Raw genomic sequence first — 26,656 nt, 5'->3', positions numbered from 1 at the left:
TAGATTGTCTCATATAAATCAATAGTAAATCCGGTTTAAATACATTTTCTATATCTGTTTGTGGCTATTAAAAAACGGGTATCAATAGTAAAAATTACCAAATAATAAGAGCGAGGTGATATCTTTTGGGTAAGAGAGGCGTAGAAATTCTTAATCTTGATGTTAAAAAGCTAATTGGAATGCTAAACGCAGCATTGGCAGAAGAATGGTTGGCATATTATCAATACTGGGTCGGCGCAAGGGTTATGGAGGGTCCAATGAGAAGTGAAATTGAACCTGAATTACTTTTACATGCTGATCAGGAGTTAAACCACGCAGTAATGGTTATAGGCCGAATTATACAACTTGGCGGTACACCAATCTTAGATCCTTCTGAGTGGACAAAATTTGCTCGATGTCAATATGAGGTTCCTGATGATCCTTATGTAGAAGCAATTCTAAATCAGAATCTTAATGGCGAAAGATGTGCTATCCAAAGATATAAAGAAATTGCTGACTTTACCAATGGCGTCGACCATGTAACACACCAAATAGCAGTAACGATACTAAATGAAGAGTTAGAACATGAGCAAGATATCGAGGATTGGATTACTGATATCGAAAGAATGAAGGATGATTTGAGAAAGCTAAAGTTATAACCCAAAAAAGGGCTGTCTCGTAAAACTTTATTATGAGTACAGCCCTAGTGTGTTTCAGAATGAGTGAAGTCAACCCCGGGTTATTCATAGAAAATTTAAAACTCTGCTACGTCCTTTTAATTTTAAGACATCCATCAAATTCTCGACATACAGCGTAGGTATGCCTTCGAACTTGATGAAAGTCTTAGAATTAAAACTACTTGCACCCTTTTAAATTTTCTATAAATAATCCGGGGTTAAGGTTTTGAAATTTCAACGGTTTGGCTAGTACTAACATACGTGCCAAGTCGGTGAACATTTCAAATAACGCAGAAATTCGCCATTATGAGACACCCTCTCTTTTGTATTGATCTACAAGATGATTAATAAAAGTTTGAGACGCAATGGATACAGGGATATTTCTATGGGTAACTATTCCAATTGATCTACTGGCTGGTTCTGGCATCACAGATATTTCTTCTAGTTCCCCCTCCTCCAGTTCCTTCATAACAAATTCCTTTATAACCGCAGATATTCCAAGACCAATTTTAGCAAATTCTATTAGAAATTCCATATTTCCAATCTCTATTTCCGCTTCTATCGCTACTCCATTTAATGAGAAGTATTTGTCAATATATTGCCTAGTTATATTATCAGTATCCAACAACATGATTGGATAATTTGATAATGTATTTATTGATACTGACTTGCTCAATTCCTTATAATAATCCTTTTTAGCTACAAATATATCATGTATTTTCATTAATTCTATAAAATTATATTCCTTATGCATAAATGGAAAGCTAACTATTCCGAAGTCAATCTTACCGCTATTTAACATCTTTAAAGTGTCATTGGTGGTTTTATTTATAATTACTATTTTAATATTTGGATACTTTTCGTGGAAAAACTTTAGAAATGGAATAACAAAATATTTACATAGTGTATTACTTACCCCAATCCTTATTAGACCCCTATCTTTATGTATTATCTTATCGATAATATTTTGACCCTTTGTTATTTCACCCATTGCATTTTCAACATATTTGTAGAGAATCTCACCTTCCTTTGATAGTACAACTCCCCTTGAATTCCTTATGAACAATTTGCACCCTATCAATTCCTCTAGTTTTTTTATGGATTTACTTATGGCTGGTTGACTTATAAATAGTGCATCTGCAGCTTTTGATATGTTTTTATGTTTTGCAACAGTATAAAAGGTTCTATATAATTCCATGTCTATATTCATAATATAACTCCTAGTTATGATATCTATAATTAATATATATTTCAATTATACTACGTAAGATAGTATAATATCAACAAGATAAAGGAATATTCTGTAAAACCACAGATGGAGGTGGGATTGACGATGACTGAAGTAGGAAAAAATAGATTTTTTTCTATGGCCAATACATTTGATAAGATGGCTCAAAAGATGGTTCCTAAGTATGATTTTTTACAGTATGAATTATTTAACATTATCAATTTTAGCAAAGATGAGCCTATAAATGTAGTCGACCTTGGAGCCGGTAGCGGTATCCTTTTAGAAAAAATACTACAACAGTACCCACACTCTAAATGTTATTGGGTTGATTATTCCACACAGTTTTTAGAAGTTGCTAAAAATAGATTAAATAAATATGGCAATAGAGTTGATTTTATTTTATCTTCCTTTGAAGACGATTGGGAAAATAAAATAAATGATAATGTACACTTGGTTGTATCTATGTCGGCTATACACCATCTAGAATCTAAGGAAAAATCTGATTTATATAAAAGAGTCTATTCATTCCTTAGGCCAAATGGATGGTTCTTTAACATTGATGAAATGAAGACATTGTACTTTGAAGGCTATAAAAATAGCATGCTATTTTGGTCTAATTATATAAGTCAAAGTAGAAAGAATGTCCCTGCTGATCAGATAAAGCATTATGAGAATTGGAACAGTCATTTTGATAATTGGAGAAAGAGAAACATTGAAAATATCAACGTTCCAAAGCAAAAAGGGGATGATTTACACGACAGTTTTATAGATCAACTAGGATGGCTAAAGCAAGCGGGATTCAAATCTGTTGATTTATTTGTAAAGTATCATTTATGGTGTATTATTGGAGGACAAAAATAATAAAGGAGGTCATCAAAATGGGTATGACTATGACACAGAAAATACTAGCGGCCCACGCAGGACTTGAAAAAGTAAATGCTGGGCAGTTTATTCAGGCAAATCTTGATTTGGTTTTAGGTAATGATATTACTACTCCTGTAGCTGTTAATGAGTTTAATAAGATGAATAGAAGTGAGGTTTTTGATAAGAACAAGATTGCTATTGTTCCCGATCACTTTACTCCTAGTAAGGATATTAAGTCGGCTCAGCAGTGTAAGTGCATTAGGGAGTTTGCCTATGATAAGGAGATTAAGAACTATTTTGAAATCGGAGAAATGGGTATTGAGCATGCTCTTATTCCTGAGAAGGGTTTAGTTGTTCCCGGTGATGTGGTTATCGGTGCTGATTCCCATACCTGCACCTACGGTGCTCTTGGTGCTTTTTCTACTGGAATCGGTAGTACTGATATGGCTGCTGGTATGGCTACGGGTCAGTGCTGGTTTAAGGTTCCTAGTGCTTTAAAGTTTGTTTTGTCTGGTAAGCTAAGCAAGTGGGTAAGCGGTAAGGATGTTATTCTGCATATCATCGGTATGATAGGCGTTGATGGTGCTCTTTATAAGTCTATGGAGTTTGTTGGAGAGGGCCTTAAGAATTTATCTATTGATGATAGGTTTACTATTGCTAATATGGCTATTGAGGCCGGTGCGAAGAATGGGATATTCTTAGTTGATGATGTTACTTTAGATTATGTAAGGGAACATTCAACTAAGGAATATACTGTTTATGCTCCCGATGAGGATGCTGTGTACGATGAGGTTTATGAGATTGATTTGTCTTCTATTAGACCTACTGTTTCCTTCCCTCACCTACCTGATAATACCCGCACTATTGATGAGGCTAAGGGTGTGAAAATAGATCAGGTTGTTATTGGCTCCTGTACTAATGGTAGAATCAGCGATCTTAGGGTGGCTGCTAAGATTTTAGATGGTAAGAAGGTTGCTAAGGGTATTAGGACTATTGTATTCCCTGCTACGCAGAAGATATATCTACAGGCTCTTAAGGAAGGGTTGATTGAAATTTTTGTTAAGGCTGGCGCCGTTGTGAGTACTCCTACTTGTGGTCCATGTCTTGGAGGCCATATGGGAATCCTCGCCGAAGGCGAAAGGGCTGTTGCTACTACTAATCGTAATTTCGTTGGTAGGATGGGACACCCTGAGTCGGAGGTATATTTGGCAAGTCCAGAGGTTGCGGCAGCATCTGCTTTGACAGGTGAGATTACTAATCCAGAGGAAATAGTGTAGGAGGTTATTGACATGAAGAAAAAGGGTATGGTTTTTAAGTATGGTGATAATGTAGATACTGATGTTATTATTCCTGCAAGGTATTTGAATACTTCTGATCCTAAGGAGCTGGCAAAGTATTGTATGGAGGATATTGATGATAGCTTTGCGTCTAAGGTAAAAAAGGATGATATTATTGTTGCCCATAAGAATTTTGGGTGCGGTTCTTCTAGGGAGCATGCTCCTATTGCTATTAAGGCTTCTGGGGTGTCATGTGTTATTGCTGCTACTTTTGCTAGGATTTTTTATAGAAATTCTTTTAATATTGGGCTTCCTATTCTTGAGTGCGAGGAAGCTGCCTATGATATTGAATCCGGTGATGAGGTTGAGGTTAATTTCAGTACTGGAGAGATTTTTAATTTGACTAAGGATAAGACCTACAGGGCTGAGCCCCTTCCTGAGTTTATGCAGGAGATTATTAGTAAGGATGGACTGATTAATTATATTTCTGAAAGGGATTCATAGTATTTATTTCGGTGGGAGGATATGATAATGAAGTATAAGATAGCTGTTATTCGTGGTGATGGGATCGGTCCTGAGATAATCGATCAGGCCCTTCTTGTTCTTGAGAAAATTGGTGAGGTTTATGGTCATAGTTTTATTTTTACTGAGGTTTTGGCAGGTGGCTGTGCCTATGATGTAAAGGGTACTCCTCTTCCTACGGAAACCGTTGAGATTTGTAAGGGCAGCGATGCTGTTTTACTAGGCGCTGTTGGTGGTCCTAAGTGGGATGATCTTCCTGGTCATTTAAGACCCGAGAAGGGTCTTCTGCAGATTAGGAAGGAGCTTGGTCTTTATGCCAATATTCGTCCTGCTGTTCTTTATGATCCTCTAAAGGAGGCTTGTCCTCTAAAGCCTGCGCTTATTGAGGGTGGCTTTGATATTTGTGTGGTTCGTGAGCTGACTGGTGGTATTTACTTTGGTGAAAGAGGCCGAACAGAGAGTGATATGGGCGAGGCTGCCTATGATACTGAGCTTTATAGTGTAGGTGAGGTTGATAGGATAACTAGAAAGGCCTTTGAGATTGCTAGAAAAAGAGGAAAACTAGTTACTAATATCGATAAGATGAATGTTCTTGAGAGTTCAAGGCTTTGGAGGGAGACTGTTAATGGTATCGCTGGGGAGTATCCCGATGTTACTTTAAATCATATGCTTGTTGATAATGCAGCTATGCAGCTTATTCGTGATCCAAAGCAGTTTGATGTTGTGGTAACTACTAATATGTTTGGTGATATTTTATCCGACGAGGCAAGTATGCTTACGGGTTCTATTGGAATGCTTCCATCGGCAAGCCTTGGGGAAGGCAAGTTTGGTTTATATGAGCCTATTCACGGTTCTGCTCCTGATATTGCTGGTCAGGATAAGTCAAATCCCCTTGCTACGATTTTATCTACTGCAATGATGCTTAGATACTCCTTTGATTTAGAAAAAGAAGCAGATGCTATAGAGAAGGCTGTGGAAAAGGTTCTTAATGATGGGTATCGTACTGGGGATATTTACAGTGATGGTACTAAGTTGGTTGGCACAAGGGAAATGGGCAGACTAGTTGTTGAGAACTTATAGTTAGGGTGTCTCAGAATGGCGAATTTCTTCGTTATTTCAAATTCCACCGACTTGGCACGTACACAAGTACTAGCCAAGCCGTTGAAATTTAAAAACCTCGAACTTCATCCATTCTGAAACACCCTGGGGCTGAACTCATGAGATAACTTCATGAGACAGCCCCTATAATTATAGTAATCGTTATTAAGCCATATAAATATATAGCTCCAAAACTTAGCTTAAAAAGTTGTGCAGTTAGCTATCAGCTATCAGCGATTAGCCCAATACATTTCCTATCCAAACAATATACTGCCATTTTCTTTGCAAAATCTATAAAACTGTCATTATTAGCTATGGTACTATACTCTCTTAATTTATTTAGCTATCATAATCTCTTGAAACCTATCATAAGAAGTTTGGGGATCAATAATAAAACGATTAATTGTATATGGATTGGTCCATTGTGTAACATATCCTTCTTCTATAGTAAAAGCTAACTTTACATCTAGTTCTTTAAAAGTATCCATTACTTTTTCATCATGTGCTCCAAAGGGATATGAAAAACCTATATTTTCAACGGGATATTCTAGGCTTACTTTCAGATCCTTTAATATACTATCCCTTTTTTCACTTAACAGCACAGGAGTATTTTCAACTTTTTTATGCATGTCATGTGTATGACTGCAAAATTCAAAGACATCCTTCATCTCGTTTATAGTCTGCCAGTCTAATATATTTAATGCATTAGGATTAAATACCCCCTCATTCTCAGGTACATTGCTTGTTATTAGAAATATCGTTGCATTAAACCCATATTTTTTCAATATAGGATAGGCATAAACATAATTACTCAAATATCCATCATCAAACGTAATCATAAAACTCTTATCGGGTAGTTCTTTTTTCAAATATATGTAATCATATAATTCATTTAAATTTATTGACTGATATCCATTGTTATATAGAAACTTCATTTGTTCTTCAAATTGCTCAAGGGATATTACAGCTCCATTTCCTCTAAAGTTTATATTTTCTTCATCCTTTAAAATGTGGTGATATAAGAGTATAGGAATTTTTGATTTTTCTTGGATAACATAAATTCCTATATAAATTATGGTAACAGCTAACAATATTATACTACTAATAATAAACAACTCCTTCATCCTCATAATCCCTCTCCCCTCTTACTAAAAAAATCTAACTCTCTAATAAATACGCTCTCATAAACTTTACTAATGTCTTTTGTTAGACTTCTACAGAGGATTACAATACAAATGACTATAACCAATATATACCAGATTTATCCTTTGTATGATTACTTATTACATAAACTGCTTGTATACTACATATTTTTTTTGTAAACTTCTTACCTAATTTTTAATTAAAGGCTTGTCTAGATACGTCGAATAATACAGGTTTAACAATACTTGACAATATTTTTTCATATTGTATTTGTCTATGGCATAGTAATTATATTAAGTGAGTCATGAGATGGTAGAAATCATTGAAATTGCGGAGGTTATTTTACATGATATTTGCATCTTACAAATTTATAGTTTTTTTTCTTATCGTAATAACGGGGTTCGTTGCATTAAATAAGTTCAAACTATATTTAGTATCAGAACTATGGCTTGTCTTATCATCGTTCTATTTTTATGCACAAGGAAGCATGTCTTTTTTACCATTTTTTATATTCACCGTCTTCTTTAATTATATTGTTGGATCTATGATTATACAGCAGGATGGTGAGTATGCAATAAGAAACAGAAAGGTTCTATTGGCAATAGGATTGGCAGAAAATATTCTTTTACTTGGTTACTTCAAATACACAGATTTTTTTATTTCTAACTATAACTTAATTACAAAACAGGCTGTCCCACTAAGGAATATTATACTTCCTATAGGTATTTCTTTTTTTACATTTCAATTAATAGCCTATTTAGTTGATTGTTATAGGGGAGAAACTAAAGAATATACTGTTATAAATTACTTGCTTTTCATAACATTTTTTCCACAATTGATAGTTGGGCCTATTGTTCATCATAAAGATATAGTTCCTCAATTTGAATCTGGAAAACAGTTTCGTCTAAATGAAAGAAACATAATGTTAGGCATATTGATCTTTTCAATCGGATGTTCAAAGAAATTATTGTTAGCTGATCCACTAACTAACTATGCCCAGGAGTTTTTTAAGAATGTCTATGCTGGTGGGATATTTAGGAGATGGACTTCTGTATTGGCATATACTATCTCATATTACTTTGATTTATCAGGATATGCAGACATGGCAATAGGCTTAGCATTATTCTTCAATATCAAGCTTCCACAAAACTTTAACTCCCCATACAAAGCAAGAAACTTTAGAGATTATTGGAGACGCTGGCATATGTCACTATCTAAGTTTCTTTCGGCATATGTCTTTAGAAGTGTATATAAAAAAGGTGATAGCAGCATTAGGTTCTACTTAGCAGTCATGATTACTTTTTTCGTCTCAGGATTTTGGCATGGAGCAGGTTGGCGTTTTGTATTATGGGGTATTGTAAATGGAATTTTTGTTTGTGCAGCACATTTTATGGCTAGAAGAAAGTGGGGCTTACCCTTTCCTTTAGCATGGTTACTTACATTTGCCGGTGTCGTAGCTGCAAGAATAATATTTGTTGCACATTCTATAAGGGATGCCCTATATGTGTATAGGTCAATGTTCAACTTTAGTGAGTTTAGCGGCATGGGCTTAACAGAAATCTTTTTAGCTTCTAGAAAATTTATCGTATTTAATTCATATACGCTCTCGGTCCTAGCACTTGGAATGTGTATTGCCTTTTTGGGAAAAAATACAGAAGAAATTACCGATAATTTCTCGCCAAGATATAAGTATGCAGTTGCTGCAGGAATGCTTTTAATTATTTCTTTTTTCCAGATGTCAAGTGTAGCTAATTTTCTTTACTTTCAATTTTAATTTGGTAGGTGTGTTATGAAAAATTCTAAATGGTTTATAACTCTTGTGATTACATTATTAATATGTGGGATCGTAATATCTGGTTTTAACTACATAATTGATCCCTTTGGTGTTTTTGGTGATAGGTTTTTAAAATGGCACTCATATAATATGGCCAACAATCCAAGGATTGCTAAAATAGCTTATTTAGATCAATATCATGAAAACTATAATTCCTATGTGATTGGCGGTTCGAAATCCAGTCCAATATCCCCAACCCTTTTAAATAAGTACTATAAAGATGCAAACTTTTATAGCATGCTTATGTATGGAGGAGACTTTTACGATTATGAAAAAACCATGTACTATCTCATTGATAATTATGAGGTTAAAAATATAGTTATACATATGAGCATGCATGAGATTGGCCACTATAATCAACCGGATGCAGCAATAAATTCTGAGTTGAGCGCAAAGGTTACTGGTGATTCACTATCCAAATTTTATCTTAGATTCTTAACACTTAATCTAAAGTATAGCTTCAAAAAAATTGAAGGCCTTTTTAGAAGAAAGATAGATCCATTTCAATATTCTCAAATTAAGGCAGAGGATGGAGCATATGATAAGGCTAGGAGTGACGCTGAAGTCATAGGCAGTCTAGAGGACTTCTTAGCTAAATATCCTAACTTCAATGTAGATTTACCTAAGGTTTCAGGAACTGCCATTGATGAAAATGTAGCGGCTCTTAAAAGAATGAAGAAATATTGTGACGACAGAGATGTATCCTTTTTATTTATAACCGGTGCCACTTATTATAAAGAAATGGAAAAATATAAGATAGAAGATATCATGGACTATTGGAAAAAGTTAGCTGATGTCACTGACTTTTGGGATTTTACTGGATATACTTATGTGAGTTATGATGCAAGAAACTTCTATGATATCATGCATTATCGCACCCATGTTGGAAAAATGATGTTAGGACGGGTATTTGATAATGATAGTATAGATATCCCCAAGGGCTTTGGACACTATACAACAAAGGAAAATGTAGATGAGTATTTAAAAACGATATATCCAGATTATTCCCATGTTGTAGATGCTATTAATGAAAAAATTTCACCTAGAAAAGTACCTATTATCACCTATCATCATATTGATCCTAAGGCCGATAATTCTAATGCTGCAATAGTTTCACCACAAAAGTTCAAAGAGGATATGCTTAGCTTGAAACAAGCTGGATTTAACACTATTTTTTTTAAAGATTTGGTTAATTATAATGAAGGTTTGCAAACATTACCGGATAAGCCCATAGTTATTACCTTTGACGATGGTTATTTGAGTAATTATAAATATGCATATCCTATTTTAAAGGATCTCAATATGAAAGCAACTATCTCAGTTATAGGTAAATCAGTAGGCCATCCAGGATATGAAGGTAAGGATAAAAAGATTTTTCCCCATTTTACTTGGAAACAGGCAAGGGAAATGTATGACTCTGGCTATATAGATATACAGAGCCACAGCTTTGATATGCATAATCCTAGCCAAAAAAAATATCCCTTTAGGAAGGGAATTCTCCCTAAAAAAGGAGAAGATACAAATGAGTATATTAAATACTTCACAGTAGATTGTATAAAACAAAAAGAACTTATTGAGTCAAATATAGGTAATCAAGTAATCGCTTTTTCTTATCCATATGGTTGCTATAATCCGCTATCTGAGAAATTGCTTACAGACCTTGGCTACAAGGTTACTATTACAGTAGATAATGGAATAAATCAAATTACGAGGGACAGAAACAGCATACTGAAATTAAAACGTATTAATATAGACCATACTATTCCAAGTCAAGAGCTGCTTAAGGTTCTGGCCAACTGAAAACAGTCAATTAATAATTTAGAGTCTCTTAAGCTCTTCAATCCTATCTGAGCTTTTATTTGATATTAAGGTAAATCTAACTTTGCTTTTCTCATATTTAAATAAAAAGTATTTTATGAATTCAAAGGATGATCCGTCAATCCATTGAAAATTATTAATACGCATAGTTATTTTATCCTCTTTAGCTAGTTCATTCAATAGGTATGCTGTAGCTGAAAAAATTCTATTTTTTTCAGCTACACTTGTTAATGCGTCTTTAACTTCAATTTCGCCTGTGATCTCTAATACACTAGATTGGATACGAAATATATCTTTCCAGTAATATCTAGGTATTTTTTGTAAAACACTTCGGTCATAGGCTTCAATTATTTTTTCAATCATATTAGAAATCCAATAATACTCGACCCCTTCTATTGGATAACAATCTGCTTCTATATACATACTGTCTATGGGTGAAATCTCTTCATTCAATTTATGATTAGTTTCTCCGTTATAGATTTTGATCCTATTAGAAATTCTGTTTAAATGTACACTATCATTTTCGGTATTAATCATTGAATTTGATAAGTTACTGATGTTTGCTATTTCTTTATAAATTTCCTTAGTTTTATCACTTGGACTTGTATTCAACTCTTCCCTTAAAACTCTGCAACATCTTTCATATTGATTTAAAGCTAATTTCCTATGTCCTAGCTTTAAATGTATCTTGATTAGTTCTCCATAAATCTCCTCATGTAATGGATTTATTTTTAGCATTTCTTCAAGTGTTTCAATACATTTATAGTGCTTTTCTTCTAATTTATATATTGATGCCAACCTACTTAAGCTTTGAAAATAGCTTCTTTGAAATCTTTCTCGTTCATAAAATACCCAATCATTAAACTCTATGCTATCCTTAACATAGAACCCTTCTAAAAAATCTCCCCTATAAAGCTTTTTTACTTCTTCAAGATTCTGTGTATCAACTTGTGTATTTCCACCATTATTATCACCTATTAAATCATCTACTTTTACAGCATCTACATAAATATCGCTTTTGGGATTTATTTGACAATTTTGCTTATATGAAGTAATAAACTTTTCTTCGTTCTCATTGTCATCTAAAGCTTTTCTTAATGACCATAAGGTATATCTTAAATTATATCTAGCTGCTTCAGAATTACTTGAATTCCAAAAAAGGTATGCTAATTTATCCCGGCTAAAGGTCTTACCTCTATTTAGGGATATGTAAGTGAGCAAGGCAATACCTTTATGGCTCAATTTTTCATTTATTAGTTCATCATCTAAAAACACTTTTAAGTTACCTAGTGTATATATCTCTAGCTTTGACAATATATCACACACCTCTACATCAAGGGTGAAGCCCCTTTAAATACTGTTACAGCCTCTCTCTTTCAAATAAGATATTTCCTTCTTTAATAGTCATCATAACCTTTATATCCTTAATTATTTCCTTTTCAATATCTAAAGGGTTTTTGTCGACAACAACAAAGTCTCCAAATTTCCTGATTTCAATACTCCCCTTTTCCTCTTCTTGAAAAACGGCTTTAGCTCCATTGATCGTAAACATTTTTACAGCATCAAAAACATCAATAGCATACTCCTCGTTAGGATGATTTACTGCTGTATGTATTCCCAATATAGGATCCATACCAGTAACATCGCTATCGGAGCCTCCTGCTATTACTAATCCCTTATCGAGTATTTTGTTAAATGGATTTGTTAGTTTCCTTCGGTCAGGGCCTAATCTCATGTCATACATTTTACCCTCTCCACCCCAATAGTGCTCGTAAGCAGGTTGCATTGATATAATGAGATTTAATTTCGCCGCCCTTTCAAGGTGATCTTTCCTTGGTAGTTCAAAATGTTCTATTCTGTGTCTATGATTCTTCCTTGGATATATTTTTTGAGCATATTCATATGCCGTCAGAATCTGTTCAATGGCTCTAGCTCCTATGGCGTGAACAGCTACTTGAAGATTGTTTTTATGGGCCTTTAGTACAAAATCGTTAAGCTCCTCCTGGCTAAAATATAATTCGCCGCATGTATCATTCTTATCTATATAAGGAGCGTCTAAAGCAGCAGTCCGTGAACCAAAGGAACCATCTAAGAAAATACATCCGCCAATCCTCTTTAACCCCTTTTCTATTACTTTCTCTACATCAACTATTTGGTAGAACAAGGTTATATCGATGGGAAAGTTAACTTTGTTTTTATATACAAATTCGGCCCCTTTGTCATTAAATAGGAATCCTCCTTCCATAGCATTTAAAGAAGTTATTCCCTTTTCAATGGCAATATCTAGAGCCTTATGTACCCCTTTCTCCCTTGTGCTATCAGATATAATCCCCCTCAGTCTACTCCTAACCAAAAAGTTTGCCTTATTCATAAGCATTCCCGTGGGAAGGCCTTCCTTATCTTTGATTATTCCTTCTAAATTGAAGGGAAAATTCAACATATTTAGTGCCATAGAGTTTAAGATACTCACATGAAATTCTATTCTATTTATCCATAGTGGGTTGTTTGGAACACAAGCATCCAGTTCATGTCTTGTTGGCATCCTTCTTTCCTTTAGTTTCAATTCATCGAGGCCCCACGCTCTAATCAATTCCCCCTCTGGGGTCTTCTTAGCCTCATCACTAAGTCTCTCAAATAACTGATCTAGGGATGTTACATCCTTCAAATCCAAACAAAGCTCATTTAATCCCGTCTGGACCAAGTGAACATGGCTATCATAAAATCCAGGCAATACACATTTGCCCATTAAATCAACGGCTTCATCAGCATCTTCTAGATATTTCTTAAACCCATCCTTTTTTCCAATATCAACAATTTTGCCATTATTTACAGCAACCCAATCAGCCCTTGTATTTTTCTCATCTATTGTTATAATTGATCCATTAAACATAAGTAAGTCAACTTTCATAATATATCCCCCACTATATTACCGTAATATATTTAATATTAATTCTTCTTAAATATATTTTCTACCTTTGAAAAAAATTTCCTCCATACTTTTTTCTAAGTATGAAGGAAATTATATTTATATATACTTTGTGTCTATATCTACATATCTATTTAGAATACGCTATTTTACCGTTCTTAATAGTTTTCTCAACCTCTATATCTTTGATTTCTTCTGGTCTCACCTCATAAATATTTTCCGATAATACAACAAAATCTGCAATCTTTCCCTTTTCAATACTTCCCTTTTCTGTCTCCTTAAATACTGCCTTTGCACCATTAATAGTAAACATCTTTAGAGAGTCTTTAACTCCGATTCTCACATCGTCTCTTGAACGATTTACAGCACCATGTATTCCAATTATGGGGCTAATTGGCGTAACATCACTATCTGAGCCTCCAATTATAAGGCTGCCTGCTTCAATTACAGCTCTATAAGGTTGAGTTCTCTCTGCCCTTTCTACACCTAACCTTTCAGCATACATTCCATCTGGTCCACCCCAGAAATGTTCAAAGGCTGGCTGTAGAGATATTACCACTCCAAGCTTTGCTGCCCTTTCGATTTGCTCGTCTGTAGGTAGCTCAAAGTGTTCTATTCTATGGCGGTGATCTTTTCTTGGATAAAGATTTAGTGCCTTTTCATAGGCATTTAAGATCTGTTCTATAGATCTCTCCCCTAAGGCATGGAAGGCAAGCTGTATATTATTTTTATGTGCCTTTAATACTATTTCATCCACTTCCTCCTGAGTGTAGTATAAAACTCCATTTGTTGAAGGGTCATCCTCATAGGATTCCATTAAAGCTGCTGTTCTTGAGCCAAAGGACCCATCTAGGATTATACATCCACCCATTCTTGTTAAACCCTTTTCTAGAACCTTATCTACATCGGTGGTTTGATAGTAGAGTTCAATGTCAACTGGAAGCTGATCCTTATATTTATATGCAAATTCAAAATCTCTATCGTTAAAAAGCGGTCCACCCTCAAGAGCTCCTAGAGTTGTAACCCCATTTCTGAGAGCCTCCTCAGCTGCAATCTTTAGAGCCTTTTCTCTTGTCTTATCATCAATCAACTCAAGGACCTTTTTTCTTGCTATAGAGTTTGCCTTTGCTCTCAGTACCCCAGTTGGTCTACCATTTGTATCCGTATCAATACCAATTATACCTTTCGGTAAATCAAGATATCTGAACATCTTGCTATTTACAGTACATGAATGACAATCTATCCTTGCTAACCATACATATTTATCTGAAACCACATCATCTAGTTCATCTATGGTAGGAGGTCTTTTTTCCGTCATCTTCGCATCGTCGTACCCTATCCCAAAAATCAATTCTTCGAATAACCGAGTATCATTTGCCCTTTTAATTGAAAGCAATATATCCTGGATATTTTTTGCTGTATCTAGCTTTACTCCTAGCTTATTGAGCCCTGTCTGTGTCATGTGGACATGACTATCTATAAAGCCTGGTATAACTGTTTTTCCCTCTAAGTCATATATAGTATGCTTTGAGTCTGCAATCTCCATTATTTCATTATTCGTTCCAACAGCTTCGACTCTACCATTTTCAATTATCATAGCCTCTGCAGTACTATCCATATCATCACATGTAATTATATATCCATTTTTATATACCATAAATCTATCCATTATCTCACCACCAAATTAGTTCTAATTCTAGTATGTTTATAATGCGTCTTCCGCTTCGTCGTTATAGGTTCTTGCACTTTTTATGTCTCCTTCTTTAAAAATGAATATTCCAAATACAGCATATAATATTGCAATCAAAGGAGCTAGATATGCTAAAAATACATACGGAAGATAATCTACAGTATTTACCCCTAAAACACCGGTGAAATATACACCACATAATCCCCAGGGAACTAATGGCGATGTAACTGTTGCGGCATCTTCTGAGGTTCTCGAATTTACCTGCGGTAATATTTTTAACTTTTTGTACATAGGAGTAAGCATTCTAGATGGAATAATTATTGCTATATATTGAGTTGCTGAAAATAGGTTTACTGCTATACTTGTAAGAACATGGGTAATAATAAGTCCTTTAACGTTGCTAACTATATTAGATATCTTCTCGAGTATTACTTCTAACATTCTTGTCTTCTCAAGAATCCCTCCAAAGCTCAGTGCAATAAAGCCTAGTGAAATAGTCCACATCATACTTTGAAGTCCACCGCGACTTAAAAGCTTATCTACCATTTCAATTCCTGTTTCCGATGTAAATCCATAATTCATAAAGTTAGCTACTTCTCCAACACTGTAGCCTTGGAATACTATGGCAAATAGTCCTCCTATTAAGGATGCTATAATCATTACAGCTAGGCCATTTACTCTTTTAATGGCTAATATAATTACTGCTATTACTGGTATGAGGGTTATAGGACTAATATAATAATTATCCTTTAGTCCCTTTAAAATCATATCAATCTGCTGTGTATCTATAGAACCCCCACTAAATTTAGCACCGATTATTCCATATAAAATAAAAGAAATTATTATTGCTGGTCCTGTTGTATAAATCATGCTCCTAATATGATCAAAAAGATCTGCTTCTGCAACTCCTGCGGCTAGATTTGTTGAATCCGATAATGGCGACATTTTATCACCAAATATTGCTCCTGAAATTATAGCTCCTGCCACCATTGGAGCTGGAATTCCAAGTCCATATCCAATCCCCATGAAGGCAACACCAAATGTTGCTCCAGTTGTCCACGAACTTCCAGTAGATAAGGAAGCAACTGTACAGATAAGACATACGGTTACAAGGAATATGGAAGGTGAAAGAATCTGAAGTCCATAGTAAATCAGTGTTGGTATAGTCCCTGCAGATATTAATGAACCTATGAGAACCCCAACCATCATCAAAATAAGCATTGGTAACATCGCAATCTTACAGCCATATAAAATTCCCTCTTGAACTTCATCGTATGTAAATCCTGAAATAATCGCAACAACAGCAGCAAATACTGCCGCAAGCATTAAAGTTATGTGAGTTATCCAATCTTGCTTCAACACAAAGATTTGAACAACCATGGCTATACATAGAAACAGTATAACTGACAATGCTCCTATAAAACTGGGTTTCTTTTCCTTAATCATATTAAATCAACCTCCTTTTAAATAACATTATAGTGTGGGGATGTATTATACTTTGTTTTAAAAAGGGTTTTTTTGATATTATTTTTTAAAATTTTAGAAAAATCAGTAAACATTTTTTTAAACATTTTATCTTTTCCTCCCTTTATCCGAATAATCTTTGATATTCTAATTCTTCTACACAAGAAATTTTTCGAGATATTATTCATTATTTTAACACACATTTATCTCCCTTCTATAATCGGAAAGACTGGATTTTAAAGCTTCTCTCTATCCACATAATTTCTATGGATATATATGGAATTACTGTTGACAAATTCCTAAAACAGTGTTAGTATTTTTTGTATCAAGTGTACTACTTGTATTAGTACACTTATCGAGTATAGGAGGTATATTATGTTTGAAATTGATCTTAAGGATAGGAGGCCTATTTACGAACAGATTATTGATAAGTTTAAACAGCTGATCATAAGAGATATTCTAAGGCAAGATGAAAAAATTCCCTCGGTAAGAGAACTTGCAAAAAAGTTAACTATAAATCCAAATACAATACAGAAGGCCTATAGAGAACTTGAGAGACAAGGATATATCTATTCAGTAAAGGGCAGAGGAAATTTTGTATCCTCTGGTATAAAAAAGGTGGATGATGCTAAGGTGGAATATTTAAAAAAGCAGATTGAAAAAAGTGTATCTGAGCTTATGTTTATAGGTATCGAGAAGAATGAATTAATAAGCCTTATAGAAAGAATTTATGAAAATACGAAGGAGGGAAATGAGGATGATTAGGGTTGAGGCTTTAAGTAAGACCTTTAATGATGTTAAAGCACTTGATAATGTAAATATGCATGTTAAAAAAGGCTCTATCTATGGACTTGTAGGAGAAAATGGAGCTGGAAAGACTACTTTGATAAAGCATATTATGGGAATTTATAAACAGGATAGTGGAGAAATAATAATAGATAGTGAAGGTATCTACGAAAATAATGACTGCAAACAGAAAATAGCCTATATTTCCGATGAACTCTATTATTTTCCTCAATATACAGTACAGAAAATGGCAAATTTCTATAAAAAAATATATCCAAATTGGGATGATAAGAGATACATAGATATTCTAAAGCTTTTCAAAATAGATGAAAAAAGAAGAATAGGGAGACTCTCTAAGGGAATGCAAAAACAGGTTGCTTTTTGCCTTGCTTTGGCTAGTATGCCTAAGGTGATAGTGCTTGATGAACCCATAGATGGCATTGATCCCTACATGAGGAAAAAGGTTTGGAATTTGATAATAGAAGATGTGGCAGAAAGAGAAGCTACTGTATTAATTTCCTCTCATAATTTAAAGGAGCTTGAAAATGTATGTGATCATGTTGGGATTTTACATAGAGGTAGAATGATAATAGAAAAGGATTTAGACCACTTAAAGTCAGATGTTAATAAGATTCAGATAGCTTTTAAAGACGCATTTCCAGATGACATAAGGAATAAGATTGATATATTATACGAAGAAAAGATGGGAAGTGTCTATAACTTGATTGTAAGGGGTGATAAGGATAGAGTAGTAAATACATTCTATAATCATAATCCTACACCTATTCTCTTAGATGTTCTTCCCCTTACCCTTGAGGAAATATTTATATATGAGCTTGGAGGTGCGGGATATGAAATTGAATCAGTTCTGTAATAAAGCAATTATACTGGAAGATTTAAAACGGTTCTTTGGACTAAGTATATTATATTTTATAGCATTATTTGTAAGTGGTCCCCTATATGCATATAGCTTTAGCAATGTTAAAAGCAAACATCAGTTAAGATCAGTAGTAGATGCCATTAGTGGACTTGAAGCCCATGGCCTTATTGCCGGTGCAGCAGGAATACTTCTTGGAGTACTATTATTTAGATATCTTCACAATAAAAACTCTGTGGCTGTAATCCATGGATATCCATTTAGAAGAAGTGAACTTTTAAACAGTCATGTTATCTCAGGAATCATCCTACTAAGTATTCCTATAGTCCTTAATTCAATTGTTTTTGCAGTGGTGCTTTCAAACATAACTTTAAATATAGACCTTAGAGTGTTGTTTGGGAATAATGTAAATATAGAAGAAATCGCAAGTCTTTATTCGGCAAAGCAAGCAATATACTGGTTTTTGAAGATTGAAATAATAAGTATAGTTTTCTTTTTAATATCTGTTTTTGCAGCAACTATTAGCGGAGTGACTATCATACAGGGAGCTTTGTCATCTATCTTGCCCTTTGTTCCATTCTTTATCATAGAAGTAGTTGACGAAGCTCTGGGCAACTTTGTATTTGGTTTTAGGTCAATAGCTAGTGATTCATTTACGACTAAAATAATTCCAATTCCTGTATTAAGGAATAATATTAGTCAGGATTTAAATTATGTTGTGTGGTATATATGTCTCTGCATTTTACTCTATGGCGTTAGTTTATGGCTGTATAAAAGAAGGGATTTAGAAAAAAGCCAGGATACGATTGTATTTGATATTTTAAAGCCTATTTTTACATATGGAGTAACATTTTGTACAATGCTTCTAGCCGGTGGCTATTTCTATTCATTAAAACAGAACACTCTGTGGCTTTGGATAGGAGGATTTATAGGTTCCTTTTTAGGCTATTTTGTTTCTCAAATGACTATAAAAAAGTCACTACGAGTATTTAGATCATTAAAGGGATATATAGTATATCTGATTGTGATAGGAATCGTTATAATTGGTATAAAGGTTGATTTACTTGGATATGAAAGAAGAATTCCTGATCAGGATCAAATCAAGAAGATATATTTTGATAACTTACAACGCTCTGGTAAAGGCATTGTTGAAAGGGAAAGTATAGAGTCGGTTATAGCTATACATAGAATGATAATTGACAATAAAAAGGATATAATTAAGGCTGAATTTAAGGCTCAAAATCAGAGGAACTATTCAGAAATAACCTATATAACTATAGGGTATCTATATGATAACGGCAAAAAGGTTTCAAGACGTTATAGGGTCCCAAAGTCATTATTGGCTAATAATGCACCCACTAAACAGTTATATGAATCCAAGGAATATAAGGAAATATCTAATAAACTACTATTAGATCTTGATTTAGAGAAGGTTAATACTGTTAATATAAGCGGTCGTCGATCTGAAAAAAGAAAGATTATTTCTGATAAAGATGAAATAAAGGAGCTTTTTGAAGTATTGAGGAAAGAAGTACTTGAAGAACCCTACGAAAGTATGATAGACAGAAATGAATGGGCCACTATTGAATTTGATACAAATAGCGATGCCTATGATTATGGGTTTAGTCTTTACTTGGCAGATAATATGCAACAAGATGTCCATGTTGCCTTTAAAAGAGCATATTCCAATCTAGAAAAATGGTTTATACAAAAAGGCTATTTAAAGGATATTAGGATACTGCCTGAAGAAATTGAATATATAGTAATCCAAAAAGCTAACAAGGATTACAGCGACTCCTACAGCAGCGACGATATTGAACAGGATTTAATAATAGGCAACTCTGAGAGAGTTGAGATTAAAGATAAGCAAATAATTGAAGAAATATTAAGAACTACTGATACCTCTACCTTTAGCAACAATAATTATAATAATTATATAGTAGCTATATATACTAAAAGCGATGTGATTCATTATGGATGGTATAATGAAGAAAATGCCTCTAAATATCTTAGATAAAAAATGAAATTCCTTAATTAATAATTAGAAAAAATAAGTGGTTGTGATAGCCTAGGGATAAGGCAAATATCATAACCACTTACTTATATCACTAAATCCTCTTTATTACTATTTTCTCAATACTTAAACTCTACTCCCACTCAATAGTTGAAGGAGGTTTACTCGTTACATCATAAACTATTCTATTTACGTTATCTACTTCATTTACTATTCTATTTGATATCTTCTCAAGGACATCGTATGGTATTCTAGCCCAGTCAGAAGTCATTCCATCGGTAGATGTAACTGCTCTAATTCCTACTGTATGAGAATACGTTCTCTCATCACCCATTACTCCAACGGATTTCATATTTGGCAATGCTGTGAAATACTGCCATATTTCACGTTCTAAACCAGCATTTTTAATTTCTTCTCTTAAAATAGCATCTGATTCTCTTACGATTTCAAGTTTATCTTCTGTGATTTCTCCAAGTACTCTAATTGCAAGACCTGGTCCTGGGAATGGTTGTCTCCATACCACTTCCTTTGGCATTCCTAGTTCTTCTCCAGCCCTTCTTACTTCATCCTTAAATAGCTGTCTTAGAGGCTCTATTAATTCAAATTTCATGTCCTCCGGAAGTCCTCCAACATTATGATGACTCTTGATTACAGCAGCTTCTTCAGTTCCACTTTCTATAACATCTGGATATATTGTACCCTGTAACAGATAATCTATATCTCCTAATTTATTAGATTCTTCTTCAAATACTCTTATAAATTCTTCTCCAATTATCTTTCTTTTTGTCTCTGGATCAGTTACGCCCTTTAATCTACCTAGGAATCTTTCTCCAGCATTTACTCTAATAAGGTTCATATTGAACTTTTCACCGAATACTGCCTCTACCTCATCACCTTCATTTTTTCTTAAAAGGCCATGATCTACAAATATACATGTTAGGTTATCACCTATAGCTTTGTGTACCATTACAGCGGCTACAGAGGAATCTACCCCTCCAGATAGTGCACATAAAACCTTCTTATCTCCAACTTGTTCCTTGATTTCATTTATGGTTTTTTGGGCGAAGTTATGCATAGTCCAGCTTCCTGTACATCCACAAATTTCATATAAGAAATTCTTGATAAATTGTCTTCCGAACGGAGTATGTTCAACTTCAGGATGGAATTGAACTGCATATAATTTCTTTTCATCATTTTCCATGGCAGCTACTGGGCAGCTATCTGTTGTCGCAGTTATTTTGAAACCTTCTGGAGCTACCTCTATAAAATCAGTATGGCTCATCCAGCATATAGAATTGTTTTTAATGTCTTTAAATATCTTCTTATTCTCAGCTAAGTTTAGCTCAACCTTTCCGTACTCTCTAGCAGGTGCTTTATTTACTTTACCATCAAATAGCTTCGCCATAAGCTGCCCACCATAGCATATTCCAAGTACAGGTATACCAAGCTCAAATACTTCTTTCTCAATTGTTGGAGCATTTTCAGCATATACGCTTGCTGGTCCGCCAGTAAATATTATTCCTATAGGATTTTTTTCCTTAATTCTCTCTAAGGCTTTTTTGTAGGGTACTATTTCACAATATACGTCTGCTTCTCTAACTCTTCTAGCAATCAATTGGTTATACTGTCCACCAAAATCGACAATTAATATCAACTCTTTAGTTTCCATGGTAAACTCCTCCCCTTCTTCTTTTGAATATGATTTATGGTCGAGATAAGGCCTTAGAAAAATCATATCTTCTAGCCTTAACCTCGACCCTTTAGCTTTACTCGTAAGTCTTATTAATCCCTTACACTATAATTTGGTGATTCTTTAGTAATATGAATATCATGTGGATGACTTTCTTTCAATCCTGCACCAGTTATTTTAATAAATCTTCCATTATCCTTTAGATCTTGTATTGTAGAAGTTCCGCAGTATCCCATACCTGCTTTAAGCCCACCTACTAATTGATATATAGTTTCTCTAAGTGGTCCCTTGTAAGGAACTCTTCCTTCAACACCCTCTGGCACAAACTTCTTAGCATCTTCTTGGAAGTATCTATCCTTACTTCCAGCAGCCATAGCTCCAAGTGAACCCATTCCTCTATACACCTTAAAGCTTCTCCCTTTGTATATAACTGTTTCGCCAGGACTCTCTTCTGTTCCTGCAAATAATGAACCGATCATTACTACATCTGCCCCTGCTGCTATTGCCTTAGGTATATCTCCAGAATACTTTATACCTCCATCGCCAATTATCGGAATATCATATTTTTTGGCCGCCTCAGCACAATCATAAATAGCAGTTACTTGAGGAACTCCTATTCCCGCTACAACTCTAGTTGTACAGATGGATCCTGGTCCAATACCTACTTTAACTGCATCGGCTCCAGCCTTAATCAAATCCTCAGTTGCCTGTGCTGTTGCTACGTTTCCAGCTACAACTTGAAGCTCTGGGTACTCTGCTTTAACCTTTGCTACAGCATTTAAAACACCCTGTGAATGACCGTGAGCAGTATCTAGTACTATAACATCTACTCCTGCTTTTTCTAATGCCACAACCCTTTCCATCATGTCACCAGTTATACCTATAGCTGCACCTACTAAAAGTCTATTTCTTTCATCGGTTGCTCTATTTGGATATTTTATAGATTTCTCTATATCCTTAATAGTTATAAGTCCCTTTAACATTCCTTCGTCATCAACTATAGGAAGCTTTTCAATCTTCCAGGTTCTTAATATCTTTTCAGCTTCATCTAATGTAGTACCTTCTTTAGCCGTTACTAAATTTTCTTTAGTCATTATTTCATCGATTCTCTTTGTAAAATCATTTTGGAATCTTATATCTCTATTAGTTAATATCCCTACTAATTTTCCGTTTTCATTTGTTATAGGAACACCTGATATATGGTATCTCTCCATTAATTCTAATGCATCGGATATTACATGGTCTGGAGATAAGTGAAATGGATCAACTATTACTCCATGCTCACTTCTTTTTACCTTGTCTACTTCCATCGCTTGACTTTCAATAGACATATTTTTGTGGATTATTCCTATTCCACCTTCTCTAGCAATTGCTATTGCCAGTCTTGATGTAGTAACTGTGTCCATTCCCGCACTCATAATTGGTGTATTTAACTTTATCTTCTTAGTAAGTCTTGTTTTAACGCTAACTTCTTTAGGAAGCACTTCTGATTTCTGTGGTATAAGTAGTACATCGTCAAAGGTTAAGCCTTCTTTAATTAATTTTCCCTCCATAATTCTCACCCTCCACTTTTTTTCATATTATTTGCTAATTCCCCAAATTTAAAACAAAAAAAGCCTGCAATAATAACCTCATGAGAGTGAAATTATTATGCAGACCATTTAAATACATAGTAAATATACTTAAACAAAAATTCGTAAGCAATAATTTCACCCATAGTCGGACAATTTACGGTTGACCGGTAGAGACTTCCAGACCATATTACTGGATTTATATGAGTGTCCTTCGTGTGTTTACACGTTTAATATTTTGTTTTTAATCTGTTTATTATTTCTATATAAGGTATCAAATTTATGTGCGATTGTCAATACAGTAAATAATAGTTGGAATATTAAATAAACTCCTATATTTTTTATAGGAGTTTATTTAGAACTATTAATCATTCTTTTCATTTTCTTGATTCTCCAATGAACCAGGATCTTCTCCAAAGGATACATGGGTATCCTGCATATTGCTTAAGTCATTATTACTTGCTGTATTATTTCTTTTATCTTTTTTTCCTCTAAAGATATTAAAAAAATTATTCAAAAATTCCATGTTACACCTCCTTAGTGTTTCTACTTTTTTATAATACATAGGAAATTATAAACCTTTTGAATTTATGGATAACTTTATAATTTTCGTTATGTATTTCAACAAAGTTTACTTTGAGAATCTTTATAAAAGACTTTGTTCATAATATCCAATCTTGTTAATAATGTTTACCTCCTTCATAATTTACATGCCATATAAAACTCTTTATTTCAAATAATATATATAAGTTCATATCGCAAAGGAGGATTAATATGGAAGCTAATCCTATTTTAGATGAATCAAGTCTTAGAATATTAGAGGTTCAACTATCTTATGAGGCTATGATGAATAAGAAATATAATCTATATGCCTCATACTTTAATGATGCTCAGCTTAAAAACCTCTGTCAAAACTCTGCAAGGAAACATAAAAATAATTACACTAATTTACTTAAGTTTTTAAATTCACATCAATAGTATTTCATATTTTTTGAAATTGATTCAAAAATATCCTAGATTACTCGAATAATTTATATTACCTTATACTAAGGAGGCGCTCTAAAATGTCATATAGTTCCGAATTCAGCGAAAAGGAATTGATAAAAGACCTGTTAATGTGTGAAAAACAAGTTACTTCTTATTATAATACAGGTATTAGCGAATCAACTTCCACGGGGTTTAGAGATTCATTAAATGCATGTCTTAATAATGTTCAGAGTTGTCAATTTGAATTGTTGGATGCCATGAGTCAGCGAGGTTGGAATCCAATAAAGGAAGCGCCTCCAAGTGATGTAGAGAGTGCTAAAAGAAAATTCTCTAAATTATTTAATGAGTTGTCTTAATTATTACTAAATCGAGATGTGTGATGATAAGTTTAGTCTACTTTTGTTTATAGAATTTTCACGTCACACATCTAGAGTATGAAATATAAAGATTATTTTTTGAATATCTCTAAACCCGTATTATTCATTAAAAGTTTAAAAGGGTGCAAGTAATTTTGAATTCTAAGGCTTTCATCAAATTCGAAGGCATACCAAAAACGGTACGTCGAGAATTTGATGGAAATCTTAGGATCAAAAAGACGTAGCAGAGTTTTGAATTTTTAATGAATAATACGGGTTTAGTATAGTATCATATAACTATCAGCATATATTGAAATGGAGGTATATGATACATGGAGCTTACTCACAAAGAAACAAAAATAAAATTGGTTCAAGGTGACATTACTTTAGAGGCCACGGAAGCCATCGTCAATGCAGCTAACTCTACATTACTTGGTGGTGGTGGAGTTGATGGAGCTATACATAGGGCTGGAGGTCCTAAGATACTTGAGGAATGCAAGGTTATAAGAAGCAAGCAAGGAGGCTGTCCTACTGGAGAATCTGTTATTACTACAGCCGGCAATCTTCCATCAAACTATGTAATCCATACGGTAGGTCCTATATGGCAAGGCGGTAACAATAATGAGCCAGGGCTCTTAGCAAATGCCTATAAAAATAGCCTAGAGCTAGCATATAAAAATAAGATTAAAACCATTGCCTTCCCTTCAATAAGCACGGGAGTCTATAATTATCCAATTAAAGAAGCATCAATTATCGCACTCCAAACCGTTAAAAATATTTTAGATGAATTTAGCTTTGAAGAAGTAAGGTTCATATTATTCTCTGAAAAAGATTATAATATCTACTTAAGATCAATCAAAGAAGTATTTTAATAAGTCTATAGTTTCCTATGTCTTATGAAAACCTATGATATATCAAATAACATAGGTTTTTTATAATTTCTATAATATATATAAATTGATAGTTCTACTTGAATCTCCATATAGTCAAAGTCAATCTCGAGACTCTTTATACATGACTTTGTTCCATAAATTGACTACCATCCAATTTATACATCACATATGGAGTCTATAAAAATCACACAATAAACTTGGGTAAAACCCAAATACTATTTCTTTTGAAAGGAGAGTTTTCATTGGCTCAATTAACTCAAGTAGATTTAACCAATCTTAGTCAGCAGGAATTGCAGAATTTAAGGCATATTATAGAAAACCATAAGACAATGGTTGCAAAGTTGAATGATTATGCTTCAAGGTGTCAAGATAGCCAAATCAAGCAAATGTTCACTCAAGCTGCAACATCAGCCCAAACTACTGTTGAGCAGTTAACAAATAAATTATAAATTTGGAGGTATGTACTATGGCTATGCAAGAAAAGCATATGGTATGTGACGTTTTATCTATGACAAAGGCTAGTATGTCTGATTATACAACATCTATTGGGGAGTGTAGCAATCAAAGTCTTAGAAATGCTTTAACACAGCTAAGAGCAGAATCTGAACAGTTCCAAGATCAATTGGCTCAGATAGCAACCCAAAAAGGATATTATCCTACATCTCAACCTGCAACACCACAGGATAGGCATCAACTTAAAACGCAGCTTACTCAGGGAGTATAATATACGGTTAATAGATGTCTAATCATTTAAAGAGGACTCTAAAACAAGTTTCTAGAGTCCTCCCATAATATTATCCCGAATTATTCATGAAAAATTCAAAACTCTGCTGCGTCCTTTTGATTCTAAGACCTTCATCAAATTCTCGACGTACCGTTTGGGTATGCCTTCGAACTTGATGAAAGCCTTAGAATTCAAAATTACTTGCACCCTTTCAAACTTTTCATGAACAATTAGGGAT

Annotated in this window: 24 protein-coding genes and 1 riboswitch; of the genes, 15 read left to right on the top strand and 9 right to left on the bottom strand. The window is 34.0% G+C overall.

Features of this window, described 5'->3' with window-relative positions:
* The first annotated feature begins 125 nt into the window (after positions 1-125).
* The gene (locus R9X47_RS19970; RefSeq protein WP_432662841.1) at positions 126-638 is read left to right on the top strand and encodes a ferritin-like domain-containing protein; all 513 of its coding nucleotides are present in this window, start codon (positions 126-128) and stop codon (positions 636-638) included.
* 322 nt (positions 639-960) lie between these two features.
* Here R9X47_RS19970 and R9X47_RS19965 read toward each other — a convergent pair whose 3' ends face one another.
* Entirely contained in the window at positions 961-1,866 is a 906-nt protein-coding gene (locus R9X47_RS19965; RefSeq protein ID WP_432662840.1) for a LysR family transcriptional regulator, read from the bottom strand.
* A 123-nt stretch (positions 1,867-1,989) separates the two neighbouring features.
* Between R9X47_RS19965 and R9X47_RS19960 the strand changes: the two genes are divergently transcribed.
* Genes R9X47_RS19960 through leuB form a run of 4 tightly spaced genes read left to right on the top strand, consistent with a single transcriptional unit; the run spans position 1,990 to position 5,627 of the window.
* The gene (locus R9X47_RS19960; RefSeq protein WP_432662839.1) at positions 1,990-2,745 is read left to right on the top strand and encodes a class I SAM-dependent methyltransferase; all 756 of its coding nucleotides are present in this window, start codon (positions 1,990-1,992) and stop codon (positions 2,743-2,745) included.
* Between the two features lie 17 nt (positions 2,746-2,762).
* Positions 2,763-4,025 carry a 3-isopropylmalate dehydratase large subunit gene (gene leuC, locus R9X47_RS19955; protein WP_432662838.1) on the top strand — a complete coding sequence of 421 codons (1,263 nt, stop codon included), beginning with the start codon at positions 2,763-2,765 and terminating at the stop codon, positions 4,023-4,025.
* Positions 4,026-4,037: 12 nt separating this feature from the next.
* Complete coding sequence (gene leuD, locus R9X47_RS19950; RefSeq protein ID WP_432662396.1) at positions 4,038-4,529, top strand: 3-isopropylmalate dehydratase small subunit; 492 nt, start codon at positions 4,038-4,040, stop codon at positions 4,527-4,529.
* Positions 4,530-4,556: 27 nt separating this feature from the next.
* Complete coding sequence (gene leuB / locus R9X47_RS19945) at positions 4,557-5,627, top strand: 3-isopropylmalate dehydrogenase (protein WP_432662395.1); 1,071 nt, start codon at positions 4,557-4,559, stop codon at positions 5,625-5,627.
* A 353-nt stretch (positions 5,628-5,980) separates the two neighbouring features.
* Here the strand turns inward: leuB and R9X47_RS19940 are convergent, their stop codons facing one another.
* Positions 5,981-6,775: a polysaccharide deacetylase family protein gene (locus R9X47_RS19940; protein WP_432662837.1), complete on the bottom strand. Its 795-nt coding sequence runs from the start codon at positions 6,773-6,775 to the stop codon at positions 5,981-5,983.
* A gap of 359 nt (positions 6,776-7,134) precedes the next feature.
* On the opposite strand from R9X47_RS19940, the gene R9X47_RS19935 reads away from it, so the two are divergent.
* Positions 7,135-8,562: an MBOAT family O-acyltransferase gene (locus R9X47_RS19935; protein WP_432662836.1), complete on the top strand. Its 1,428-nt coding sequence runs from the start codon at positions 7,135-7,137 to the stop codon at positions 8,560-8,562.
* A gap of 15 nt (positions 8,563-8,577) precedes the next feature.
* The gene (locus tag R9X47_RS19930) at positions 8,578-10,422 is read left to right on the top strand and encodes a polysaccharide deacetylase family protein (RefSeq protein ID WP_432662835.1); all 1,845 of its coding nucleotides are present in this window, start codon (positions 8,578-8,580) and stop codon (positions 10,420-10,422) included.
* 18 nt (positions 10,423-10,440) lie between these two features.
* On the opposite strand, the gene R9X47_RS19925 is transcribed toward R9X47_RS19930, so the two are convergent.
* The 4 genes from R9X47_RS19925 to nhaC form a co-directional block, all read right to left on the bottom strand.
* On the bottom strand, positions 10,441-11,754 hold the full coding sequence (locus R9X47_RS19925; RefSeq protein ID WP_432662834.1) for an AfsR/SARP family transcriptional regulator: 1,314 nt from the start codon (positions 11,752-11,754) through the stop codon (positions 10,441-10,443).
* Positions 11,755-11,800: 46 nt separating this feature from the next.
* Complete coding sequence (locus R9X47_RS19920; RefSeq protein ID WP_432662833.1) at positions 11,801-13,348, bottom strand: amidohydrolase; 1,548 nt, start codon at positions 13,346-13,348, stop codon at positions 11,801-11,803.
* 148 nt (positions 13,349-13,496) lie between these two features.
* Positions 13,497-15,035, bottom strand: coding sequence for an amidohydrolase (locus tag R9X47_RS19915; RefSeq protein WP_432662832.1), 1,539 nt, complete (start codon positions 15,033-15,035; stop codon positions 13,497-13,499).
* Positions 15,036-15,071: 36 nt separating this feature from the next.
* On the bottom strand, positions 15,072-16,502 hold the full coding sequence (gene nhaC / locus R9X47_RS19910) for a Na+/H+ antiporter NhaC (protein ID WP_432662831.1): 1,431 nt from the start codon (positions 16,500-16,502) through the stop codon (positions 15,072-15,074).
* Positions 16,503-16,895: 393 nt separating this feature from the next.
* Here nhaC and R9X47_RS19905 point away from each other — a divergent pair, with 393 nt between their 5' ends.
* The 3 genes from R9X47_RS19905 to R9X47_RS19895 are packed head-to-tail and all read left to right on the top strand — an operon-like array spanning position 16,896 to position 20,200.
* Positions 16,896-17,285: a GntR family transcriptional regulator gene (locus tag R9X47_RS19905; RefSeq protein WP_432662830.1), complete on the top strand. Its 390-nt coding sequence runs from the start codon at positions 16,896-16,898 to the stop codon at positions 17,283-17,285.
* Entirely contained in the window at positions 17,278-18,180 is a 903-nt protein-coding gene (locus R9X47_RS19900; RefSeq protein WP_432662829.1) for an ABC transporter ATP-binding protein, read from the top strand. Before R9X47_RS19905 ends, R9X47_RS19900 begins: the two co-directional genes overlap by 8 nt.
* A complete protein-coding gene (locus R9X47_RS19895) occupies positions 18,158-20,200 on the top strand; it encodes a DUF6449 domain-containing protein (protein WP_432662828.1) in 2,043 nt (680 codons plus the stop codon). The genes R9X47_RS19900 and R9X47_RS19895 overlap by 23 nt, the downstream gene beginning before the upstream one ends.
* Positions 20,201-20,330: 130 nt before the next feature.
* Here the strand turns inward: R9X47_RS19895 and guaA are convergent, their stop codons facing one another.
* From guaA to R9X47_RS19880, 3 genes are all read right to left on the bottom strand, one after another.
* On the bottom strand, positions 20,331-21,866 hold the full coding sequence (gene guaA, locus R9X47_RS19890; protein WP_432662827.1) for a glutamine-hydrolyzing GMP synthase: 1,536 nt from the start codon (positions 21,864-21,866) through the stop codon (positions 20,331-20,333).
* 113 nt (positions 21,867-21,979) lie between these two features.
* The gene (gene guaB, locus R9X47_RS19885; RefSeq protein ID WP_432662826.1) at positions 21,980-23,440 is read right to left on the bottom strand and encodes an IMP dehydrogenase; all 1,461 of its coding nucleotides are present in this window, start codon (positions 23,438-23,440) and stop codon (positions 21,980-21,982) included.
* A 143-nt stretch (positions 23,441-23,583) separates the two neighbouring features.
* Positions 23,584-23,685: riboswitch (purine riboswitch) on the bottom strand.
* Positions 23,686-23,822: 137 nt separating this feature from the next.
* Positions 23,823-23,984, bottom strand: coding sequence for a hypothetical protein (locus R9X47_RS19880; RefSeq protein WP_432662825.1), 162 nt, complete (start codon positions 23,982-23,984; stop codon positions 23,823-23,825).
* Between the two features lie 248 nt (positions 23,985-24,232).
* On the opposite strand from R9X47_RS19880, the gene R9X47_RS19875 reads away from it, so the two are divergent.
* From R9X47_RS19875 to R9X47_RS19855, 5 genes are all read left to right on the top strand, one after another.
* Positions 24,233-24,436 (top strand): hypothetical protein, encoded by a 204-nt coding sequence (locus tag R9X47_RS19875; protein ID WP_432662824.1) that lies wholly within the window; start codon positions 24,233-24,235, stop codon positions 24,434-24,436.
* A gap of 86 nt (positions 24,437-24,522) precedes the next feature.
* Complete coding sequence (locus tag R9X47_RS19870) at positions 24,523-24,801, top strand: spore coat protein (RefSeq protein WP_432662823.1); 279 nt, start codon at positions 24,523-24,525, stop codon at positions 24,799-24,801.
* 332 nt (positions 24,802-25,133) lie between these two features.
* Positions 25,134-25,673 (top strand): O-acetyl-ADP-ribose deacetylase, encoded by a 540-nt coding sequence (locus tag R9X47_RS19865; RefSeq protein ID WP_432662822.1) that lies wholly within the window; start codon positions 25,134-25,136, stop codon positions 25,671-25,673.
* A gap of 263 nt (positions 25,674-25,936) precedes the next feature.
* Positions 25,937-26,143 carry a hypothetical protein gene (locus tag R9X47_RS19860; protein ID WP_432662821.1) on the top strand — a complete coding sequence of 69 codons (207 nt, stop codon included), beginning with the start codon at positions 25,937-25,939 and terminating at the stop codon, positions 26,141-26,143.
* Between the two features lie 17 nt (positions 26,144-26,160).
* Entirely contained in the window at positions 26,161-26,418 is a 258-nt protein-coding gene (locus tag R9X47_RS19855; RefSeq protein WP_432662820.1) for a spore coat protein, read from the top strand.
* Positions 26,419-26,656 lie beyond the last annotated feature (238 nt).

Source organism: Wukongibacter baidiensis (genome assembly GCF_050888315.1).
In the GTDB taxonomy this organism is placed as follows: domain Bacteria; phylum Bacillota; class Clostridia; order Peptostreptococcales; family Caminicellaceae; genus Wukongibacter; species Wukongibacter baidiensis.
Note: the sequence above shows the minus strand (reverse complement) of the source record. Positions and strands in the feature narration are given on the sequence as shown.